The sequence below is a fragment of the Micromonospora sp. WMMD730 genome, assembly GCF_049178955.1.
In the GTDB taxonomy this organism is placed as follows: Bacteria; Actinomycetota; Actinomycetes; order Mycobacteriales; family Micromonosporaceae; genus Micromonospora; species Micromonospora wenchangensis.
The window spans coordinates 3,901,695-3,920,626 of record NZ_JBMHML010000002.1 but is presented as its reverse complement, the minus strand read 5'-3'; the positions used below and the strand labels follow the sequence as shown (position 1 = coordinate 3,920,626).

Below are 18,932 nucleotides of genomic sequence, written 5' to 3'. Positions count from 1 at the left end.
TAACCAGGGTGCGCTGACAATTGTCGTCAATGGGGAGCCGTGGGGGATCGAATGGGTGCGGTCGCGGCGGTCGGGTGCTCCGTCGGGTCTGCGGGGCGTACGGTCGTCGGGGCGTACCGTCGTGCCGGCTGACCTGGTGGTACGGCTGCGCCGGACGGTGGACGACGGGCGGGTGACGGCCCGCGCGCTGCTTGTCGAGACGGCCGCGGCGATGGCCGGCGTCCCACCGGCCACGGTCACGGTGGAACACACGGCGACGGGCGCGCCGGTGCTGCGCGGCGTCGCCACCGGCTGGCACACCAGCGTCAGCCACACCCGTGGCCTGGTCGCGGTGGCGGTGTCCCGGCACGGACCGGTCGGCGTCGACGTGGAGGCGCTGCGCCCGTTGCCCGCGGTGGCGCTGAGCCGGCGGTGGTTCGCCCCGGAGGACACCGACTGGTTGCGCGGTCGGCCGGCGCAACGGCGCGGCGTCGACTTCCTGGCGCTGTGGACCGGCAAGGAGGCGGTGGCCAAGCTGCACGGCACCGGGCTGCGCGGCGGCCGACTGCTGCGCTGGCGCACCGCGCCACCGGCACCGCCGGCGTGGCGGCCCGCCGTCGACGCCCCCGGCGTCCTGGTGACCCACCGGGAGCTGCCCGGTCACGTCCTGGCGGTCGCCCACGCGTGGCCCGGCCGCCCCCGGCCGGCCGTCGGTCGCTGATGCGGACCGCGCTCGTCCTCGGCGGCAGCATCGCCGGCCTGGTCGCCGCCCGGGTCCTGGCCGACCACGCCGACCACGTGTGGATCGTCGAGCCCGACCAGCTGGCGGACGCCCCGGTGATCCGCCGGGGCGCGCCGCACGGCAGCCAGGCGCACACCCTGCTCGGCCGGGGCCGGACGGTCATCGACCGGCTGCTGCCCGGCGTCGTACGGCAGATGGTGCGCGAGGGCGGCCAACTGGTCACCAGCGGTCCCGGTGGCGCGCAGTGGTTCCTCAACGGCCGGGCCAAGGTCCCGGTACGCGGCGGCAGCGTGGTCAGCGTGTCCCGGCCGTTCCTGGAGTGGCACCTCCGTCGGCGGGTCCTCGCGCTGCCCAACGTGGCCCTGGTCGGCGGGACCGCGGTCGGGCTCACCGCCACCGCCGGCCGGGTCGACGGGGCGCTGGTGCGCGCGCCGGGCCACACCGACGCCCAGCGGCACGGGGCGGATCTCGTGGTGGACGCCACCGGGCGGTCCAGCCGGCTGGCCGACTGGCTCGGCCGGCTCGGCTACCCCGCGCCCGACAAACGCCGGATGGCCCTCGACCTCGGCTACGCCACCTGCCTGTTCCACCGGGAACCGGGCCAGCGGCTGGCCGGGCACGTGGCGGTGTACTCGGTCCACACGCCGAGCCGGGCGCGCACCGGACCCAGCTCGATGACGCCCGTCGAGGGGAACCGCTGGCTGACGCTGGTCAGCGGCTACGGCGACCGGCGGCCGGGCCGTGACCTGGGCGGGTTCCTGCAGCGTTGCCGGTCGGACCCGGCCACCCCGCTGCGGCTGCTGCCGGACGCGTGCGAGCCGGCCAGCGAGGTGTACGTGCACCGCTTCCCGGACAGCGTCCGGCGCGACTTCGACCGGCTGGACCGGTTCCCGGCCGGGCTGGTGGCGATCGGCGACGCGGTCGCCTCGTTCAACCCGACCTACGGCCAGGGCATCTCGGTGGCGGCCCTACAGGCGGTCGCGCTCGGCGAGTGGCTCGCCGAGCCCGGCGCGGTGGACCGGCCGGCGTACGGGTACTTCCGGCGGGTCCGGGCGGTGGTGGACGACGCCTGGGACTTCTCCGCCGCGCAGGACTGCTACCTGCCGCACGTGACCGTCGCCCGACCGTTCGGCTGGCGGCTGCGCCGGGGCCTGGCCGAGGCGGTCCAGCACGCGACCGTGACCGACGAGGTGGTGCACCGGGCCTTCCTGGAGGTCGTCAACCTGACGGCCGGCCCCGCCCGGCTGCGTCGTCCGGAGATCCTCTGGCGGGTCGGGGCGGCGGCGCTGCGCCGGCGGTGAACCGGGCCGTACGAAGCGTGGCGCTCGGGACGCTTCGGGGCGACCCGTCCCGTTTCCTCATGAAGGCCATTAATAACGTCGATGTGTGGGTGACCGCCACCCGCCCCGGGTCGCCGCAGGGCTCTGTGTTGTCGCCCCGCCGAGAAGTCTGACCTCGGTGTCCCCGTCGGTCCTCGAAAATTGCTCGAACAATCGACGACGATCGCTCAGAAACCGGCTAGCCTCTCAGTCGAACGTCGTACCACTGCGACGCGAAAAGGCCCGAATGTCGCCTGTAGCTGACGCCTGTCTATGGATAGGTGTGGTTTCCGCTGTCGTTCGGCCCCCGCGGCGGCACGTCGACGCAGGCAGTTCGTGCTCTGGGGGAGAGGCAATGGAAATCCAGATCCTGGGACCGCTCGTGCTCGCCCACGCGGGTCACACCGCCACACCGACCGCCCCGAAGCCCCGCAGCGTGCTGGGCCTGCTGCTGCTCAACGCGGACCAGACCGTGCCGGTCTCCGCGCTGATCCAGGACCTGTGGGGCGCGTCCCCACCGGTCAGCGCGCTGACCACGCTCCAGACGTACGTGCTCCAGATCCGCAAGTGCTTCGCCGGCCTGCTCGACGTCCCGGTCGCCGAGGTGGCCAAGCGGGTGCTGGTCACCGTCCCCGGCGGTTACGTGCTCCGGGTCGGCCCCGACGAGTTCGACCTGCGCCTGTTCGAACAGTTGGCCTCGGCCGGTCGACGCGCCCTGGCGGCCGGCGAGAACGTCGACGCGGCGGCGCTGCTGGTGCGCGCCTGCGCGCTCTGGCGCGGCCCGGCGCTCGCCGACGTGCGCGCCGGAACCGTGGCCGAGCCCCGCCTCAAGGCGCTGGAACAGACCCGGCTCACCACCGTCGAACAGTGCATCGAGGCGCGCATGCGGCTCGGCCACCACCAGGACGTGCTGGCCGAGCTCACCCTGCTCATCGCCGAGCACGGGCTCAACGAGAACCTGTGCGCGCAACTGATGGTCGCGTTGCACCGCAGCGGCCAGCGGCGCGAGGCACTGGCGGTCTTCCACCGGCTGCGCACCTCCATGGTGGAGGAACTGGGGCTGGAGCCGTCGAAGCGGCTGCACCTGCTCCAACAGGCGGTCCTCGCCGACGATCCGGCGCTGGAGGTGGCCCCCCGGGACGACGGACTGACCCAACTGCTCGACCACCTCGCCCTCCAGCGGCCCCGGACCCGGTAGCCGTCCCCGTCCGGCGGTGTCCTGTCCCCTCCCGGCGGCTGTTCATCCGGGCGCGGCCGGGTGGCCGACCGTCACCTCCGCCCTCGCCGGCCGGCGCACGCCGCCGGCGGACGGGGTGGGCGCCGCCAGCGCGTGCCGTCCCAGCATGGCCACGTCGTCGCGTCGCTGCTCGCGCAGCACCGCGAGGACGCGGGCGTGCAGCCGGGTCCGGCGCAGCAGCGGGAGGCCGTGGTAGAGCACGTCGCGCATCAGGGCGTGGGCGAACCGCACCCGTCCCGGTACGGGCTCGACGAGCAGGCCGGCCGCCACAGCGGCCTCCAACCCGGCCAGGACCGGTTCCTCCGGTCCGCCGTCGACGGCGAGCAGGAGATCGACGTCGACCTCCATGCCACAGACCGCGGCGTGCCGCAGCACCGTGCGCGCGTCCGCCGGCAGCCGCGCCAGCCGGCGGGCCAGCAGGTGCCCGATGCCGGCCGGCACCCCGTCCACCGCCGCCGGCCCCTCCGCCGCGACCAGCCCGGCCAGCTCGATGGCGAACAGCGGATTGCCCGCCGAGCGTTCCCGGACCGTGCGCAGCAGCGCGGCGTCGTGCACGCCGTGCCGGCGCAGCAACGCGGTGACGGCCTCCGCGTCGAGGCCGCCGAGCGTGACCTCGACCGCCGGCACGCCGGCCAGCGCCGACCGCGCCGCCGCCACGTCGTCGGTCACCTCGTCCGGCCGGTACGTCACCACCACCAGCACCGGGGTGCCGGTGAGCGCGGCGGCGAGATGCCGCAGCACCCGCAGGGTCGCCCCGTCGGCGTGGTGGACGTCCTCGACCACCAGCAGCAGCGGGCCGTGCCCGGTCAGCCGGGTCACATGGGCGGCCAACGCCCGACAGAGGTGGAACTCGTCGTGCCCGCCCCGGGTGGCGTCCGGCCCGTCGGGACCCGGCAGCGGGCACAGGTTCCGGTCCCCGGGCTCCTCCGGCGGCAGGAACCGCCGGGTGGCGGCGACCACCTCACGCCACGCCCACGCCGGGGGAGCACCCGCCACCGGCGGGCAGGTGCCGACCGCCGTGCGCCACCCGGTGTCGGCGAGGGCCCCGGCGAGCTGCCGCACCAGCGTCGACTTTCCCGCCCCGGCCTCCGCGCCGAGCCAGCAGATGCCGAGCCCCGACCGGGCGGCCCGGTCGGCCGCCGCGCGCAGTCGGGCCAGTTCCGCCGTACGCCCCCATACCTGGTGTGGGCCTGGCCCGGTCGCCGCCGATGGCGGGCCGGGATCGGCGGCCACCGGCAGCGGACCCGGGGCGGAGCGCACCGGCGGCCCGGGGACGGCCGGCTCCAGCCGGGGGCTCTGCCGCAGCAGGTCCGTCTCCAGGGCCCGCAGGGCCCGGCTGGGGTCGATGCCCAACTGCTCGGCCAGCGTCGCGCGGACGGCACGCAGCACGTCCAACGCGTCGGCCTGCCGGCCGAGGCGGTACAGGGCGACCGCGAGCAGCATCGCGGCCCGTTCCCGCAGCGGATGCTCGCGGACGTGCGGGTCGAGGTCGCGCACCACCTCGTGCGGTCGGTCGAGTTCGAGCAGGAGCCCGGCGCGCTGCTCGACGGCACCCGCCCGGAGCTGGGCCAGCCGTTCCCCCTCCCGGTCCGCCCATGGCTCCCCGCCGAACTCGGCGTACGGGGCGTCGGCACCCCAGCAGGCGAGCGCCGCGTCGAGGACGGCGAGCGCCGCGACGGGACCGGGTGCGGCGTCCGGCGTCGCGGACCGCAGCGCCGCCTCGAACCGCCAGGCGTCCACGTGCGTGGTCGGTAGTCGCAGGGCGTACCCGGGGGCGACGGTGACCAGGACCCGGGCGGGGGTCCGGGCGCGACGTTCCGGTTCCAGGACACGGCGCAGGTTCGACACGTACACGTGCAGGGCGGCCCGGGCCCGGGGCGGCGGGTCGCCCGCCCACAGATCGTCGACGAGCCGGTCCACCGACACGACGTGGCCACCGCCGGCGACGAGCCGGGCCAGCACCGCGCGTTGCCGGGGCGCGCCGAGGTCGACCGGCGTGCCGTCCCGGACCGCCCGCACCGGGCCGAGCACGCCGATCGCCGTCACGCCCGGACCCCGCTCAGCGGGTGGAGATGCCTCCGCTGAGCGCGGGAGAGGTCAGACCCGCCTCGTTCGAGACCACCACCACGTGCACGAAGGCCTGCGGCATGTGGGTGAAGTGCCAGGTACGCCGCCCGGTGTCCGGGGTGCCGTAGATGACCGCCCGCGCGACGCCGACCTCGGTGGTGGGGATCGGCGCACCCCAGGTGGGCTGCGGGGTCGGCAGCGACGGCCCGCCCGGCGGGGTGGTGGGCAGCCCCGGATCGGTCGGGGTGTCGTCCGGCGTGGTCTGCAGCCAGCTCAGGTCGATCCGGTAGTTGTCCTCCCGCACCGAGTTGTCGGTGAAGGTGACGTCCAACGTCCGCTTGCCCTCCTGGTAGCCGGCCGACAGCGTCAGCCCGCTCGGCGCCGCCGGGCTGATCCGGTACTGCGGGCAGGCCAGCGGGACGACCTCCGGCACCGGCTGGCTGCCGTCGGGCACGTTGTTCGCGGTGACACAGAACGTGTGCACGCCGGCCAGCGCCGAACTCGGCACGGTGAACGAGAAGCCGACGAAACCGCCCCGCTCGACGTGCCACAGGTTCGCCGGACGGGTCACCGCCGGCGGCACGTCGGTCTGCACCGTCACCTGCACCGGGCCGCCGTTGGGGTCGCTGGCCCAGCCACTGACCCGGACCGCCCCGCCGACGTACTCCCACGACTCCAGCCAGCCCATCGGGTACTTGTCGCTGCCCACCGGCGGGGGAGTCGGCTCGGCCGGACTGTCGTCGCAGGCCGGCGGCGGAATGGGTACGTCGCAGTTGGGGCGGGCGAGGGCCGTGCCGGCCGCGGCCACGGTCAGCCCGGCGCTGAGGGTGAGCGCCAGGCCGATGGCGAGGATTCTCTTCATCCGTCCAGCACAGCAACCACCACTTGGCGTGCACCTGGCGTGCCCGGTGGCGGCCCCGTTCAGCCGTCACCAAGTGACGCGCGGTCCCATCGGTCGGGGCAGCGACCTGCCCGGGGTGCGGTCGCACCAGGACGGAGGGAACGGTATGGGCACCATGGTGGTCACCGGGTCGGTGGACGGCATCGGCCGGCGTGCCGCGGCGCAGCTCGTCGCCGCCGGGCACCGCGTCGTGCTGCACGCCCGCGACGAGCAGCGGGCGGCGGTCGCCAAGGCGGCGGTCCCCGACGCGGCCGGAATCGTGGTCGGCGACCTGGGTTCCCTCGAGGAGACCACGGCGCTCGCCCGGTCGCTGGCCGCGTTCGGCCGCTACGACGCGATCGTCCACAACGCCGGGATCGCCCGCCTCGACGCCGTCGAGCGGGAGTTGACAGGCGACGGGCTGGAGTCGACGTTCCAGGTCAACGTGCTCGCGCCGTACCTGCTGACCGCGCTGCTGCCGCCGCCCGGCCGGCTGGTGTTCGTGTCGTCGGCGATGGCCGCCGACGGGGTGGCCGACCTGGGTGACCTGCGGTACGACACCCGCCCCTTCGACGGCGTCGAGGCGTACTGCACCTCGAAGTTGCTGGACCTGGCGCTCGCCGTCGCCGTCGCCCGCCGCTGGCCCGCCACCCTGAGCAACGCGCTCGATCCCGGCTGGGTGCGCACCCGGATGGGCGGTGCCGCCGCCCCGACCAGTCCCGACGACGCCGCCCGCGCCCAGGTGCGCCTCGCCGTGGGCACCGAACCCGACGTCCTGGTCAGCGGGCGGTACGTCAGCGCCCGCGACTGGCGGCCGTCGCCGTCGCGGGTCGCCGGGCTCGGGGAGGACCTGCTGGCCTACTGCGCGCAGCTCACCGGCGTCTCCCTGCCCGACGCCCGACCGAGCTGACCCCCCGACGGTGGCGTCGCACCGGGCGGGTGACCGCCCGACCCCGGTCCGACCGGCAGTCGGGCCGCCGGCCGAACCGTGACCGGGGTCGCGGTCGCCCCCGGTCACGACAGGTCCGGGACCGGGGCCGCCGGGGCCTCGGCCGGGCTGGGCGCGCCCAGCCCGTGGTCGCGGGCCAGGGCGATCGCCTCGGCGCGGCTGCCCAGGTGCAGCTTGACCAGGATGACCGAGACGTTGTTGCGGACGGTCTTGGCGCTCAACCCGAGCCGGTGCGCGATCAGCGGATTCGACAGCCCCCGGGCGAGCAGTTCGAGGATCTCCCGTTCCCGGTCGGTGAGCTGCGGGAACGGGGCGTCGGCGCGGGCGCCCAGCAGCGCGCCGGCCCGGTCGGCGAGCGGGCCCCCGAGGACCAGGTCGCCGCCGGCCACCCCCCGGATGCCCCGCTCCACGTCGGTGGCGGAGGCGCCCTTGAGCAGGTAGCCGCGGGCCCCGGCGCGCAGCGCGGCGACCAGGGACGCGTCGTCGTTGAGCATGCTCACCACCAGCACCCGCACCGACGGGTGGTCGCGGCGCAGCAGCCGGGTCACCTCGATGCCCGACCCCTGGCCGAGGTGCAGGTCCATCAGCACCACGTCCGGGCGTACCCGGGCCACGAGCGCCACGGCGGTCGACGCGTCGGCGGCCTCGCCCACGCACTCGATGCCACCCAGGGTGTCGAGCAGTGCGCCCATGCCCAGCCGGAAGACCGGGTGGTCGTCCACCACGGCGACGCGGATCGGGGTGTCGGTCACGGCTGCTCCAGGGGGACGGTCAGGCAGACGGTGGTGCCCCGGGAGCCGGCCGGCCCCACGGTGAGGGTCGCGCCCACCGCCTCGGCCCGTTCCCGCATCGCGTGCAGGCCGACGCCGTGGCCGGTGGGGCCGGCCGGAAGGCCCCGACCCTGATCGGTGACGGTGACCCGCAGCCGGTCGGGCCGCTGGTCCAGCGACACGGTGCACCGGTCCACGCCGGCGTGCCGCTGCACGTTGCGGATCGCCTCGGCGGTGACCCCGTAGGCGGCGGTCGCGACCGGCTCCGGCAGCGGCGTCAGGGTGGCCGGCCCGTGCAGCACGATCCGCAGGCCGCTGCGGGCGTACTGGTCCCGCAGCAGGTGCAGGGCGGGGCTCAGACCGCCGTCGGCGAGCACCGGGGGCAGCAGGCCGTGCGCCATGTCCCGCACCTCCGCCGCCCGTGCCGTCAGCTCGCCGGTCAACCGGTCCAGCAGCTCCTCGGCCCGTTGCGGGTCCCGGCGCAGCAGGTTGCGGGTGGCGGCCAGCCCCAACCCGATGCCGCTGAGCGCGGGGCCGAGACCGTCGTGCAGGTCGCGGCGCAGGGAGCGGCGTTCCTCGTCGCGTACCTCGGCCAGCCGTTGGCGCGAGCGGGCCAGGTCCCGGTTGGTGCCGGCCAGGTCCACGACCGCGGCGACCACCGGAGCGAGGACGGCGAGCGACTCGCGGGCCCGCCCGTCGAGCAGCTCACCGGGCAGGGGCCAGGCGTGCAACTGGCCGACGAGCCGGTCGTCGCTGGTCAACGGCACGGTCAACGGGCAGCCGTACGGGTGCGGCGGTGGCTGCGGCCCACCCTCGGTGATGCGCACCTCGGCGAGCCGGAGCGCGGCGGCGATCGTCGCGCTGATCTCGGTGGTGCTGCCGACGCTGTGCACCACCCGGTGCAGCAGCGGCTCCGGGGCCTCACCGTGCACGAGCCGGTCCACCCGCCGCTGCACCGCCTCGCGCATCGGCTGGAAGGCCGCCGCGAGCACCCCGGTAACGACGAGTTGCGGCAGCGGCAGCCGCTGCGGCAGCAACCGGTCGAGCAGCGCCACCGTCGCGCAGTAGGCGGCGATCACCACCGCGGTCATCAGATACCACACGAGGGTGCGGCGCACGGCCAGCCGCAGCCCCCACAGCTGCTGGCGCAGCACCACCACCGCCACCGCGGCGGGGAAGAACGCCTGCGAGGCGAGCATCAGCAGCGCCGGCAGGGCCGCCGGGACGGCCGGGGGCAGCAGGGTGGCGAGGAAGGCGAGGGTGAGCAGCCCGCTGCCGGCCGTCGCCCAGCCGAGGCCGTGGCGTTGCGCGGCGGGGCCACGTCGCCACCGCCACGCCAACCCGGCGCAGGCCAGCAGGCCGAGCCCGACCAGCGGGTACGGCAGGACGGGCAGCAGTGCGGCCCGCCCGCCCCGCAGCCCGTCCGGCAGCGGCAGCACCCCCAGCGGCGGTGGCGCGGTGACGGCGGCGGCCATCGTCACCGCCACGTAGCCGACCCCGGCGGCGACCGCGTACCGGCCGAACCGGTCCAACGGCCGGTCCGGCAGCAGCCACGGCATCACCACGACCAGCGCGTACAGGCCGGGCACCCAGGCCCAGCGGTGCAGCGCGGTCAGCACCGGCGGCCCGCCCACGGCGAGTTGCCACTGCCCGGCGCAGGCGGCGACCGCGCTGCCCAGCGCCGCCGCGCAGGCGATCACGGCGGGCATCCGGCTGCCGGTGCGCTGCCGGCTCAGGATCAGCCACGCCAGGGTGCCGTAGACGATGCCGTCGAGCAGGTCGACGAGCGAGTAGAGCTGGTCGGCGGACCACGGCGGCGTCGCCACCGCCCAGGCGACGACCGCGCCGAGGCTGAGCAGGACGGTGCCGGTGAGCACCGCCCACCCGGTCGACCGCGCGGTCACAGAAACGTTCGGCATGGCCGGTCCACTGTCCCAGCACGACCACCACCAGCGCCACGGACGGGGCCACCGGCCGCCGTCGGCATCGGGGACCACACCAGCACACCCACGGGCTTCCTCCGGATCACCGCGCGCCGCCGGATCGGCGCACGCGCAGCGCAGCCTGGTCCGCGTCCTGTCCCGACGGCCAGGGGTGGATGTCCCGCGCCGCCGGGACCGGCACATCGACCGTCCGGTGGCAGGGGATGCGCGCGGGTCCTAGGGTGACGACTCGACCATCCACCGAGGGGGAACAACCCGTGCCGTCGCACCGACCAGCCCGTTGGCGTACCGCCGCCGTCGCCCTGACCCTGGTCGTCGGGCTTCCCGCCTGCGCCGCGCCCCGCCCGCAGCGCCCACTGACGCCAGTCGAGCAGACCCCGGAGCGGCTGCGGGAGGGCAGCAGGTCACCCACCCCGCAGGTCCCGCAGGCGGCCTGGTCGGTGTCGGTACGGCGGATCGACCAGGCGCTGGGCGAGACCGGCCAGCTCATCGTCGTCCCCGACGGGCGGGAACTGCGGGCGGTGGACCGGGTCACCGGGCATCAACGGTGGGCGCACCCGTTCGTCGGCAGCTTCCGGTACGTCATCGCCGGGGGATCCATCGTGGTCAGCGACAACAACGACGGCGGTGTGGACGTGCTCGACGCGCGCACCGGTGCCACCCGGTGGCGGGCGGCCGGCAGCCAGGACGTGGTCGTCCACGGGCAGGCCGTCCACGCCCGGGACTGCGTCGGTGTCGGCGCGGCGGCGACCTGCGTGATCGTCGCCAGGGAGCTGGAGAGCGGTCGCGAACTGTGGAAGCTGCCGTCCGACCGGTTCGCCCGGGTCAGCGACGTCACCCTCGGCGCGCGCCTGCCGTACGCGCCGACCGCCGGCCGGTACGTCGTGGTGCGGCTGAGCACCGCCGGCCGGGCGGCCACTTACACCCCGGTCGCCCCCACCACCGGGCGGGCCGGCGCCGGGCGGCTGCCGAACCGGGCCTGGTTCGGCTTCGCCGCCGACGACCTGCTGGTCAGCACCAACCACGACCCGCCCAAGGGGGACCAGCGCTGCACGGTCAGCATCGCCAGCGTCGACGCGGGCACCGGTGCCAAGGGCTGGTCCGGCGCGGTCTACAGCGGGCGTCGGCAGAACGGCGAGTGCGCCAAGCGGCTGGCGAACGACCTCAGCGGGATGGAGCTGATCGGGGTCGGGACCCGGCTCGTCGCGGTCACCGCCGACGAACGGCCGCAACTGGTCGACCTGCGTACCGGCAGGACGGTCTGGCGGGGCGTCGCCGCCGGTGTCCCGATCGACGGCGACGACCGGTCGGTCCTGGTCCGCGACACCGCCGACACCGGCGCGCTGGCGTTGCTCGACCTGGCCACCGGTGTCGCCCGCTGGACCGCGCCGGACCCGGTGCTGCCCGGCACGTCGGCGAGTTGGCGCTCGGCGGTGACGGCTCGGCTGGTGGCGGTCAGCGGGGTCGAGGACGAGCGCCCGATGGTGCTGGTGTACGACGCGGACACCGGCCGTCAGCTCGGCCGCTATCCGGGGTGGCTCGCCGGGGCCGGCACGGACTGGGTGGCGGTCAGCCACTCCGGCACCGGTGGCCTCGCGGTCGACCTGCACACCTTCTGACCGTCGACCGAGCAGGGTGGGCTGCCCCGGCAGAGGTCGCCGGGGCAGCCCACCCGTCACCGCGCGGTGCCGGCACCGGCCGTCCCTACCGCCGGTCGGCGGTAGGGACGGCCGGGTGCCCCACCCGACGTCCGGACCGTCAGTCGTCGTCGCCGTCGTCGTCCCGGTCGTCGGAGTCGTCGTCCTGGTCGTCGTCGGAGTCGTCGTCGCGACCGGACCGGTCGTCGGCGTCCGCCTTCTCCTGCTCGGACTTGACGATGCCGCCGTTCTCCCGGTCGACGTCGATCTCATGCTCGGTGTCGCCGTCGATGATCTCCACGCTCCAGACCGGGCGGCCCTCCTCCTGCTCCCGCTCGACCTCGGTGATCCGACCACCACCCACCTTGGCCAGCGCGATCTCACCGGCCCGCTGCTGGCTCACCGCGTCGTCGGTGGCCGGGGCGGTGCCGCCACCCGGCGTCCCCGCCGTCGGGCTGCCACCCGGCGTCTCCGCCGTCGGCGTACCGCCGGGGGTCGCGGTCGTCGGCACGACGGTGGGGTCCACCGGGGCCGGGGCGGTGGTCGCGGTGGCGGTGGGGCCGGGGGCGCGTTCCGCGGCGGACACGCCGATCGCCGTGCCGGTGACGGCGAGGACGGCGGCGCCGCCGGCAGCGGCCAGGAGCAGGGATGTGCGCTTCATGATGCGTACCTCCGGAGTTTCTCGGTTGGTGCGCTCAGCGTGCTCCGGCGGTGGATAGCGGCGCGCTGCGCCGACCCTAAGCTCCGGTTAAGGCCGACCGGGGCGGCCCGAGCCGCAGCGTCACCACCGCGCCGCCCTGCGCGCCCGACCCCAGGTCGAGCCGACCGCCGCTGGCCTGCGCGGCCCGCCGGGCGATGTCCAGGCCGAGCCCGGTCGAGCCGGCCTGGCTGGCTCCCCGCTCCACCAGCACGGCCGGTATCCCCGGTCCCGCGTCGTGGACGGTCAGCGCGGCCCCGGCCGCCTCCCGGGTCAACCGGACGGTGAAGCCGGTGCCCTCCGGGGTGTGCGCGAAGACGTTGCCCAGCAGCGCGTCCACGGCCGCGGCCAACTCGTCGGCGGGAACCCCGACCGGCAGCGGCCCGGCCGCGAGGTCGAGGTCGACCGTGCGGCCGGTGTCCTCGGCCAGCACCGACCAGAAGGCGACCCGTTCCCCCACGATCGCGGCGGCGTCGGCGGTGGCCGCGCCGGGATCACCGTCGGCCGGGTCGCTGCGCCAGCGTGCCTGCCGGATCAGGCCGGTCACCGCCCGCTCCAACCCGTCCACGGCCGCCGCCACCCGCGCCGCGTCGTCCGGGTCGCGCAGCGATTCCGCCTCCAGCCGCAACGCCGTCAACGGCGTCCGTAGCCGGTGCGACAGGTCCGCCACCTGCTCGCGTTCCTCCCGCAGCAGCACCTGGATCCGGGCGGCCAGGTGGTTGAGCGCACCGGCGACCTCCCGCAGCTCCGGCGGGCCGGCCGGTTCGGCGCGGGCGGTCAGTTCGGCGTTGGCCAGCCGGTGCGAGACCGAGGACAGTTCGGTGATCGGCCGGACCAGGGTGCGGGCCAGCCGGTCGGCCACGGCGAGGCCGAGCAGCACGAGCACGATGCCGAGCGCGGCCAGCACCAGCCAGGCGCGGGCCACCCCGGCGGTGACGTCGGCGCGGGGCACCACGGTGCGGATCACGCCGGTGCCGTCGGCCCGGCCCTGCACCGCGATCACGATCTCCCGCCCGCCGTCCAGCTCCGCGGTGAGGCTCTGGCCGCGGGCGGCGAGCGCCACCGCGGGGGTACGCGGCTCCTGCGCGCCGAGCACCGTGCCGTCGGGCAGGTAGACGCTGACCGGCCGCCCCGACTCGGCGGTGAGCTGTTCCACGGTCAACCGGATCGTCGCGGTGTCGGCGGTGCCGACGACCGGCACCAGCCCCTGCACGTCGGCGGTCGCCCGGACGGTGGCCCGGTCCTCGGCGACCGTGCGCACCAGCAGGGCCAGCGGCACCAGGAAGGCCACCAGGGTCAGGCAGCTGGTCGCCGCGACCAGCAGCGCCAGCCGCCGTCTCATCCGTCGTCCCCGATCAGGAGCAGGGTTGCCACCGCTAGGCAGGCTAGCCGGTGCCACCGGCTGACGGGCCGGCTCTTAACCTCCGCTTATCCTGCCGCCGGGCCCGGCTTAGCGGCCGGTCGGGCATAGTCGGGGCATGGGTCGCCGTACGCTCCTCGCCACCGCCGGCTGGCTGGCCGCCGCCGTGCTCGCCACCCTGATCGGGGTGGCCGCGATCCGGCTGGTCGGGGAGAGCATCACCGGCACCCCCGGCGGGGTGCGCAGCCAGGCCGAGGTGGAACGGGCCCTGGCGGCCCCGGAGCCGGCCCCGGCGACACCGTCGGCCCCGGCGGCGTCCGCGTCGTCGGCCCCGGCCGTCGGCCCCTCCGCGACGCCCGGCCAGCGCCGTAGCTTCGCCACCCCCGGCGGTACGGCGGTCGCCGAGTGCGTCGGGTCCGAGGTGCGGCTGGTCTCGTGGGCCCCGGCGCAGGACTACCGGGTGAAGGACGTGGACCGGGGCCCGGACGACGACGCCGAGGTGACCTTCGCCGGCCCGGCGGGGGAGTTCGAGGTGAACGTGGGCTGCATCGGCGGCGAACCGGTCGCCCGCCCCGGCGACAGCGACTGACAGCGGCTCGGTGGTGACAGGTCACCCCCCGGTGCGGTGCCCCACCAGCGGGAAAACTCGGATTTCTCGTCACCCAGCTCGGCCGGGCCGGAACACTGACCTGAAAGCGCAGGTCAGGACGGTCGTCAGGAGCATTCGGGATGGACAACCGGCGCGCTGCCGCCGAGCGTCGGGAGGATCCACGTCCCGAGTCCTGGCGGGCGCGGTATCCGCACCGGATCAACAACGGCGGCCATCCGCCGCCCTCCCCGCTGCCCATCCCGCGACCGACCCGCTGGCTACTCCTCGGGATCCTCAGCACCCTGGCACTGCTCTCGGCCCTCTGGCACCTGGGCCGGGCCACCGAGAAAGCGGCTTCCGGGGACGGTTGGACATTCCTCGAGCCCCTGCGTCTCGTGCTGATCGGAGTGGCCCGTGCCTTCGGCAGCCCGCACACCGACCTGTGGCGACGGCTCTGGGTGCTGATCCTGTTCGTGGTGGCCTTCGCGATGTGGCGTTACTACTACCGTGAAAGGTTGGCGTACCGCCCAGGGGCGGTCGACGTGCGGGACTTCGACAACGCGGCGGACCCGAAGGACACCGGCCGGGCGGCGTACCTGAAGAGCAGGTTCTGCCGGCAACTCGCCAGCACCAGCATCTATCCGCCGTACGCGGGGCCGGCGGCCCTACCACCACAGAACTTCCTCGTCGTCCTCGGCGAGTCACCGGAGACGTTGACGAACCCGCTGGCGGTCCTGCCGAAGTTCATGGCACGGCTCTGGCCGCAGACGGGTTACCTGATCAGGGCGACCCTTCAGGAGCGCAAGCAGGAGCCCGGTTGCGGACTGTCGGTCACGGTCACCTCGTTCGCGGGCGGCACGGGCAGCGCGACGACCACCGAGTGGGGCGCGACCTGGGAGGACGCCACCTGCAAGGCCGCCTACTGGGCGATGGCCAAGATCCTGCCGATGACCCGCCTCGCGCGGGAGGCGCCGTGGCGGTCGTGGCGGCACCGTGACCTGCCGACCGGGCTCTTCGAGGCGTACAACGAGGCCAAGAAGCGGCACGACGAACGGCGGCTCGACGATGCGCTCTGGTGGTACCGGGAGGCGTTGCGGCTGGATCCGTTCAACTCCGACATCCGGATGATGGTGGCGAGCGTCCAGGAGGACCTCGGGCTCTTCCTCGCCGCGCTGGACACGTACCACGGGGCGCTCTGTCTCGGTGAGCTGGAGAGCCGGTACACGGCGTCGCTGTGGACGCGGCGGCGGGACCGGTGGCGGCACCCCTTCCGCTACCCGGTGGCGATGCTGTGGGCCGTCAGACGCCGCCGGGAACTCATCCGGCTGCGTTACCAGTACGCCAAGACCCTGGCGTACTCGGAACGCACGGTGGAGGACTGGTTCGCCACGGACGCGGTCGGGGAGCGCAGGGTGCTGCGCGACCAGATCCGCGACCGCCTCACCGTGGCCTTCGTCGAACGTTACTGGCCGGTGCTGTCGGCGTTCCGCAACGCCGCGGACCGGGCGGCGGCGCGCGAGCGGACCAGGACGGCGCTGGAAGCCGTCGCCACCGCCCGGGTGCTGCTCAACCTGGCCGCGCTCCAGGAGTTCCACCGGCTCTACCAGGACTCGGCCCTGGCCTGGTTGGTGCCGGGCACCGGCTCGGAGGTGAGCAGGAGACTGCTGCGCCTGGCGCGGGACGTGTGGGCGCCGCTGCGACTCGGCCGGGCCCTGCACGACCTGACCCAGGACCGGCTCACGGTCGCCGGCCTGACCGTCGACTGGTTCACCGGGCAGCAGGTGGGGGATCTGCCGAACATGCGGCGCTGGTGGTCGCGTCGGCGGTACCGGCGTACGGAGGCGATGGTGCGTGGTTGGCCCGTCCAGCCGGAACGGCTGCGGGACGCCATCGGCCGTGCCCAGCGTCGTCGCCTCGGCCCCGGACGCCTGGACTACCTGGACTACTACGCGGCGGCGGCGGTCTACTCCTACGCCCTGTACGGCTACGTTCCGGTTCTCCCGCCCAGCCCGGCGGCGGAGCTGGCACCCTCCCCTCCCGCGTGGCTGGAGGACCACCGGCGGCGGCGGTCGCTGACCGGGTACGCCGTGATCGAACTCCAGGCCGCGATGGCCTCCGCCGAGAGTGGGCCCGCCGCGCAGGTCTCGCTGCAGACCACGACCCAGACCGGCGTGGCGTCCCGGCTGCGTAGCTGGATCGGCAGCAGTGACCCGGACTTCGGTCGCCTCCGTGGCAGCGACGAGTTCCGTTTCCTGCAACTGGACCTCTACCAGCCGATGCGGTCGGTGTTGCGACGTCCCGAGAACGTCACCCGGATCCGGATCGCGGCGTACGTCAAGAAGCTGCTCCACGACGGAGCCGGGCTGTTGGAACGCAACTGGCACCGGCGGTGTGCCCCGCCGTGGCGGGGCGATGTCCACGACATGATCGAATGGCTCGACCTCGACAACCGCACCTGGCGTCTGCTCGGGAAGATGGCGGAGGACCGTGCCTGGTACTGGCTGCACCGGGCCCAGTTCAGCCGGCTGGTCACCGAGGCGGTGGACCTGGTGCGCGTCGCGGATCTCCGGTTCCCGCCACCGGTGCCGACGTTCGAGGAGTTGGTCATCGAGGTGCCGGACGGCCTGGAGTCGCCGCTGCGGCGCGACGGCGCCGTCGAGGAACGGGTGGCGGACCTGACCGCGCATGTGGACGAGATCGTCCAGCAGATCGGTCGGGTGACCGCCGAGCTCAGCGCCGCCTCCGCTGAGCTGGGCCTGGGGGCCCTGCGGCGGCTCGACGCCGACGGTGACCAGCCGGACCTCACCCGCCTGCGGGAGATCTGCAGCCGGCGCGCGGCGCACTGGCAGCGCGTGGTCGACCTGCTGGCCGACGACCGACTCCGTGTCGAGTTCATCGACCCCGAGCACATCCAACTCGAACCCTGACAGCCGACCGGTCCCGGAGTTGCGCCCCACCCGGCGTCCCTCACCGGCCTCCGGCCTCGTCCGTCTCCATCGCCGGAAACGTCACCTGCACCCGCAGCCCGTCGCGGCCGGTGGAGGAGGCGGTGATGATGCCCTCGTGCGCCCGGGTGATCGAACGGGCGATCGCCAGGCCGAGGCCCGCGCCGCCGCTGTGGTCGATGCGCTTGCCGAACCGGCGTCGGAACGGCTCGAACAGGGCGGCGACCTCGTCCGGGGGGACGTCGTCACCGGTGTTCTCGACCACCAGCGCCGGATCGGTGCCCACCTGAACCGTGAGGGTGCCGTCGGGCCGGTTGTACTTCAGGCCGTTCTGCACCAGGTTGACGACCAGCCGTTCCAGCAGCACCTGCTCGCCGACGACCAGCCGGGGGCTCAGCCGGCTGACGATCGTGACCCCGGCCTGCTCGGCGCGGCTGCGGTGGGCGTCGAGCACCGTCGCGACGATCCGGTCGAGCCGCAGCGGGACGCGGGTCAGCAGGCCACGGTCGCTCTCGCTGAGCACCAGCAGCCCCTCGATCAGGCGCTCGTTGCGTTCGTTGGTCTCCAGCAGTTGCGCGGCGAGCAGGGCGAGCTGGTCGTCGGTGAGGCTGCGGGTCAGGCCGACCTCGATCAGGGTGCGCTGGACGGCCAGCGGGGTGCGCAGCTCGTGGGACGCGTCGGCGGCGAACCGGCGCTGCGCCTCGTACCCCACCGCGATCCGGTCCATCATCTCGTCGATGGTGCGGCCGAGGACGGCCAGCTCGTCGCGGCCGGGGCCGGGCCTGAGCCGGTGGCCCAGGTTCTGCGGCCCGACGTCGGCGATCACCGGGGCGAGGTCCCGCAGCGGACGCAGGCACCAGCGCACGGCCGGGTAGGCGGCGGCGAACAGGGTCAGCAGCACGATCGTCACGGCGATCGCCAGGGGGATGCTCGGCCGCCGGAACACCTGGACACAGACGAACGGGGCGTCGTCGCCCGGTGCCCGCAACTCGGGGGTGGCGCACCACGACGGGCCGAACTCCCGCCACAGCGCGAGCAGCAGGTCGGCGGCCGTCGTCACGAACGGGGCGACGAGCAGGAGCGCCCCGACGACCAGGAGCATCCGCCGGGCCGGTGAGGGCAGGTTCATGCCCCGAGCCGGTAGCCGACCCGGGGCACGGTGTGGATCACCGGCGGGTCCCCGAGCTTGCGGCGCAGGGTCATCACGGTGGTCCGTACCGTGTTGGTGAACGGGTCGGCGTGTTCGTCCCACGCCTGTTCCAGCAGGTCCTCGGCGCTGACCACCCGGCCGCCGGCGCGCATCAGCACGTGCAGGACGGCGTACTCCTTGGGCGACAGCGACAGCGGCATCCCGTCCCGGGTGGCCGTGTGCCGGGTGACGTCCAGCACGAGGCCGTCCTGTTCCAGCACCGGGGGCAGCGCCGGGGTCGAGCGCCGGGACAGCGCCTGCAACCGGGCGACGAGTTCGGCGAAGGCGAACGGCTTAGTCAAATAGTCGTCCGCGCCCAGGCCGAGGCCCTCGACGCGTTGCCGGATGCCGGCGGCGGCGGTCAGCAGCAGCACCCGGGTGCCGGTGGTGGAGCCGGCGATCCACCGGCACACCTCGTCGCCGCTCTGGCCGGGCATGTCCCGGTCGAGCACGGCCACGTCGTAGCGGTTGACGGCGAGCCGTTCCAGGGCGCTGTCGCCGTCGTAGACCACGTCGACGGCCATGGACAACCGGCGCAGCCCCTCGGCGACCATGTCGGCCAGCACCCGCTCGTCGTCGGCCATCAGCACCCGCACGCCGTCTCCCTCCCGTCGCCTCCCCGTGCCCGG

Annotated in this window: 15 protein-coding genes; 7 read left to right on the top strand and 8 right to left on the bottom strand. The window is 74.9% G+C overall.

Translation table 11 applies throughout. From position 1 onward, the window contains the following. Nucleotides 1-121 precede the first annotated feature (121 nt). The 3 genes from ACN265_RS17130 to ACN265_RS17120 all read left to right on the top strand — a co-directional run bounded on the left by ACN265_RS17130 (nt 122) and on the right by ACN265_RS17120 (nt 3,238). Nucleotides 122-700: a 4'-phosphopantetheinyl transferase family protein gene (locus ACN265_RS17130; protein WP_421408522.1), complete on the top strand. Its 579-nt coding sequence runs from the start codon at nt 122-124 to the stop codon at nt 698-700. Continuing rightward, a complete protein-coding gene (locus ACN265_RS17125; RefSeq protein ID WP_421408521.1) occupies nt 700-2,022 on the top strand; it encodes an FAD-dependent oxidoreductase in 1,323 nt (440 codons plus the stop codon). Before ACN265_RS17130 ends, ACN265_RS17125 begins: the two co-directional genes overlap by 1 nt. 373 nt (nt 2,023-2,395) lie before the next feature. Continuing rightward, on the top strand, nt 2,396-3,238 hold the full coding sequence (locus ACN265_RS17120) for an AfsR/SARP family transcriptional regulator (RefSeq protein WP_204926621.1): 843 nt from the start codon (nt 2,396-2,398) through the stop codon (nt 3,236-3,238). A 42-nt stretch (nt 3,239-3,280) separates the two neighbouring features. Here ACN265_RS17120 and ACN265_RS17115 read toward each other — a convergent pair whose 3' ends face one another. Beyond that, on the bottom strand, nt 3,281-5,323 hold the full coding sequence (locus ACN265_RS17115; protein ID WP_421408520.1) for a BTAD domain-containing putative transcriptional regulator: 2,043 nt from the start codon (nt 5,321-5,323) through the stop codon (nt 3,281-3,283). Between the two features lie 13 nt (nt 5,324-5,336). After that, the gene (locus ACN265_RS17110) at nt 5,337-6,206 is read right to left on the bottom strand and encodes a hypothetical protein (RefSeq protein ID WP_421408519.1); all 870 of its coding nucleotides are present in this window, start codon (nt 6,204-6,206) and stop codon (nt 5,337-5,339) included. A gap of 145 nt (nt 6,207-6,351) precedes the next feature. On the opposite strand from ACN265_RS17110, the gene ACN265_RS17105 reads away from it, so the two are divergent. Next, complete coding sequence (locus ACN265_RS17105) at nt 6,352-7,134, top strand: SDR family NAD(P)-dependent oxidoreductase (RefSeq protein WP_421408518.1); 783 nt, start codon at nt 6,352-6,354, stop codon at nt 7,132-7,134. A 104-nt stretch (nt 7,135-7,238) separates the two neighbouring features. On the opposite strand, the gene ACN265_RS17100 is transcribed toward ACN265_RS17105, so the two are convergent. Both ACN265_RS17100 and ACN265_RS17095 read right to left on the bottom strand, forming a co-directional pair. After that, nucleotides 7,239-7,925: a response regulator transcription factor gene (locus ACN265_RS17100; RefSeq protein ID WP_363654636.1), complete on the bottom strand. Its 687-nt coding sequence runs from the start codon at nt 7,923-7,925 to the stop codon at nt 7,239-7,241. Beyond that, nucleotides 7,922-9,862 carry a sensor histidine kinase gene (locus tag ACN265_RS17095; protein WP_421408517.1) on the bottom strand — a complete coding sequence of 647 codons (1,941 nt, stop codon included), beginning with the start codon at nt 9,860-9,862 and terminating at the stop codon, nt 7,922-7,924. The genes ACN265_RS17100 and ACN265_RS17095 overlap by 4 nt, the downstream gene beginning before the upstream one ends. 245 nt (nt 9,863-10,107) lie before the next feature. Here ACN265_RS17095 and ACN265_RS17090 point away from each other — a divergent pair, with 245 nt between their 5' ends. Next, a complete protein-coding gene (locus ACN265_RS17090; RefSeq protein WP_421408516.1) occupies nt 10,108-11,505 on the top strand; it encodes a PQQ-binding-like beta-propeller repeat protein in 1,398 nt (465 codons plus the stop codon). Between the two features lie 139 nt (nt 11,506-11,644). On the opposite strand, the gene ACN265_RS17085 is transcribed toward ACN265_RS17090, so the two are convergent. Both ACN265_RS17085 and ACN265_RS17080 read right to left on the bottom strand, forming a co-directional pair. After that, nucleotides 11,645-12,184, bottom strand: a complete 540-nt coding sequence (locus tag ACN265_RS17085; RefSeq protein ID WP_421408515.1) for a PepSY domain-containing protein — start codon at nt 12,182-12,184, stop codon at nt 11,645-11,647. A gap of 76 nt (nt 12,185-12,260) precedes the next feature. Next, nucleotides 12,261-13,562 (bottom strand): ATP-binding protein, encoded by a 1,302-nt coding sequence (locus ACN265_RS17080; protein ID WP_420116431.1) that lies wholly within the window; start codon nt 13,560-13,562, stop codon nt 12,261-12,263. A gap of 136 nt (nt 13,563-13,698) precedes the next feature. On the opposite strand from ACN265_RS17080, the gene ACN265_RS17075 reads away from it, so the two are divergent. Together ACN265_RS17075 and ACN265_RS17070 are read left to right on the top strand one after the other, a co-directional pair. Continuing rightward, the gene (locus ACN265_RS17075; protein WP_420116430.1) at nt 13,699-14,169 is read left to right on the top strand and encodes a septum formation initiator; all 471 of its coding nucleotides are present in this window, start codon (nt 13,699-13,701) and stop codon (nt 14,167-14,169) included. A 140-nt stretch (nt 14,170-14,309) separates the two neighbouring features. Further along, the gene (locus ACN265_RS17070) at nt 14,310-17,096 is read left to right on the top strand and encodes a hypothetical protein (protein WP_421408514.1); all 2,787 of its coding nucleotides are present in this window, start codon (nt 14,310-14,312) and stop codon (nt 17,094-17,096) included. A 40-nt stretch (nt 17,097-17,136) separates the two neighbouring features. Here the strand turns inward: ACN265_RS17070 and ACN265_RS17065 are convergent, their stop codons facing one another. After that, nucleotides 17,137-18,243, bottom strand: a complete 1,107-nt coding sequence (locus ACN265_RS17065) for a sensor histidine kinase (RefSeq protein WP_420116428.1) — start codon at nt 18,241-18,243, stop codon at nt 17,137-17,139. Further along, nucleotides 18,240-18,899, bottom strand: coding sequence for a response regulator transcription factor (locus ACN265_RS17060; RefSeq protein WP_204926610.1), 660 nt, complete (start codon nt 18,897-18,899; stop codon nt 18,240-18,242). Before ACN265_RS17060 ends, ACN265_RS17065 begins: the two co-directional genes overlap by 4 nt. Nucleotides 18,900-18,932 lie beyond the last annotated feature (33 nt).

Excerpts from the sequence above, each read along its gene's own strand:
- ACN265_RS17125 (WP_421408521.1), top strand. The coding sequence starts at position 700 with ATGCGGACCGCGCTCGTCCTCGGCGGCAGCATCGCCGGCCTGGTCGCC.
- ACN265_RS17120 (WP_204926621.1), top strand. The coding sequence starts at position 2,396 with ATGGAAATCCAGATCCTGGGACCGCTCGTGCTCGCCCACGCGGGTCAC.
- ACN265_RS17110 (WP_421408519.1), bottom strand. The coding sequence starts at position 6,206 with ATGAAGAGAATCCTCGCCATCGGCCTGGCGCTCACCCTCAGCGCCGGG.
- ACN265_RS17105 (WP_421408518.1), top strand. The coding sequence starts at position 6,352 with ATGGGCACCATGGTGGTCACCGGGTCGGTGGACGGCATCGGCCGGCGT.
- ACN265_RS17095 (WP_421408517.1), bottom strand. The coding sequence starts at position 9,862 with ATGCCGAACGTTTCTGTGACCGCGCGGTCGACCGGGTGGGCGGTGCTC.
- ACN265_RS17085 (WP_421408515.1), bottom strand. The coding sequence starts at position 12,184 with ATGAAGCGCACATCCCTGCTCCTGGCCGCTGCCGGCGGCGCCGCCGTC.
- ACN265_RS17080 (WP_420116431.1), bottom strand. The coding sequence starts at position 13,562 with ATGAGACGGCGGCTGGCGCTGCTGGTCGCGGCGACCAGCTGCCTGACC.
- ACN265_RS17075 (WP_420116430.1), top strand. The coding sequence starts at position 13,699 with ATGGGTCGCCGTACGCTCCTCGCCACCGCCGGCTGGCTGGCCGCCGCC.
- ACN265_RS17070 (WP_421408514.1), top strand. The coding sequence starts at position 14,310 with ATGGACAACCGGCGCGCTGCCGCCGAGCGTCGGGAGGATCCACGTCCC.
- ACN265_RS17065 (WP_420116428.1), bottom strand. The coding sequence starts at position 18,243 with ATGAACCTGCCCTCACCGGCCCGGCGGATGCTCCTGGTCGTCGGGGCG.